This window comes from Leisingera sp. F5, assembly GCF_001593695.1.
The window spans coordinates 1-1,668 of the sequence record NZ_LUKH01000792.1 but is presented as its reverse complement, the minus strand read 5'-3'; the positions used below and the strand labels follow the sequence as shown (position 1 = coordinate 1,668).

The 1,668-nt window shown below is 61.7% G+C and carries 2 pseudogenes; both read right to left on the bottom strand.

Annotation, left to right across the window (positions count from 1 at the left end):
* Positions 1–156 precede the first annotated feature (156 nt).
* A pseudogene (locus tag A2I95_RS36025) lies at positions 157–1,449 on the bottom strand (IS30 family transposase); the annotation flags it as partial.
* A 52-nt stretch (positions 1,450–1,501) separates the two neighbouring features.
* A pseudogene (locus A2I95_RS36020) lies at positions 1,502–1,668 on the bottom strand (DDE-type integrase/transposase/recombinase); the annotation flags it as partial.

The following is a 1,668-nucleotide window of genomic DNA, read 5'->3' as shown; positions in this document are numbered from 1 at the left end:
CTCGCCCGGCTGCCCCGGTTGCTGGCGGCATGAGGCTGTATGAGGTGGCCACAAGCCTGCTTTCAGCCGCCCGATCCGGAAGGGAGACAAGGCAGCCCCCCTCAGAGAGAACAGCGTCCCGCTGGCCTGACTAATTCAGCCGCCTGTTAATGTAAAGGCGACGGCCTCCAGTTTGTCTGGCCCATGGTTGCTGAGATCAGTTCCTTTCGGAAAGTACTGGCGCAGCAGGCCGTTGGTGTTTTCATTGCTGCCACGCTGCCAAGGGCTTTGCGGGTCGCAGAAGTAGACCTGTATCCCGGTTTCGACCGTCAGTCTTTCATGCTGGGCCATTTCTGCGCCCTGGTCCAATGTCAGGGGTTTCCGCAGGTGCCAGGGCAGTTCAGTAATCTACTGAGCAATTGCAGCACGGACGGCCTCGGCACCGTGGCCGGCAAGAGCCGGGCCATTTTTCAGGCGAGGCCCGCCACCATGACCAGGCATCGGCGGCAAGTGCAGGAGAAGGGTGAAACGCGTGCTGCGCTCGACCAGCGTTCCAATCGCCGGGCTTTTCAGACCAAGAATTAAGTCGCCTTCCCAATGGCCCGGCACCGCACGATCCGCAGCTTCGGCAGGGCGCTCGCTGATCATGATTTGATCGGAGACAAAGGCCTTGCCCTTTCCCTTGCGGCGGGCCCTCGGCACGCGCAGAGCTCGCCCGAAGCGGAGACAGGCCGTCAGTTCACGGCGCAGAACCCCGCGTCCCTGAATGAACAAGGCCTGATATAGGGCTTCATGACTGATGGGCATTGATGCATCTTCCGGATAATCCAACGGCAGCCGCCGGGCGATCTGTTCCGGGCTACATGCAGTCGCCCATTCCCGGTGTTGCCGCCGCACGGAACGGCGCTTCGTCCAGATGACTTCGGGACCTCGCGCGACGCCGCCATCTGGCCCGGCAACATCGCCCGACAGGCGTTCTTCGACATACTGACGCAAGGCGGCATGCTGCGCCGGCTTTGTTGCCTTGGGCCGGTGCGCTGCTCTATCCGCAAGCCACTGCGCGGTGGTTGCACGATACTCGAAACCGCCGCTGCGTGTCGCAGCATTCCGGCGCAACTCTCGTGACACCGTGGACGCCGAGCGCCCGATCTGCCGGGCGATGGCATTCACCCTCAGGCCGCTGGCACGATGCAGAGCGATCTCTTCCCTTTCGGCAAAAGACAAATAGCGCCGTGACAACGAAGGTGCAGACGCCGAATACTGAGACGGTGGCATTTCGCCGGCCTCCCGGAACCACCTGCCACCAACCGCGGGCAAAGCCCCAACTCCTGTCGCGGCATCTTCACTGGATAGTCCTTGCGCAATCAAGCGCCAAAACTTCGCCTGATCCTCTCGCCGAGCTGCTTTGGGGCGGCCGGGTGGACTCAGCTTCTTCCGTCCGCAACGGTCCGAACCACGCTTCTGTTCTATCATCACAACTTCCTCCATGGCCCTGTTGCGACGACCGTTTGAATCCGCCCTGGCTGCCGCGACCGGAGAGGTGGATGCACCCTTTGGGTGGTTGCCGCGGGGCGATAGCCATCTTCGATGCCCGGATCGCCAGATCGTGTTTCATTCGATTGCTCACCGCCCAGCCGATCACCCGTCTTGAATGCAGATCCAGGATCACAGAGAGATACAACCAACCTT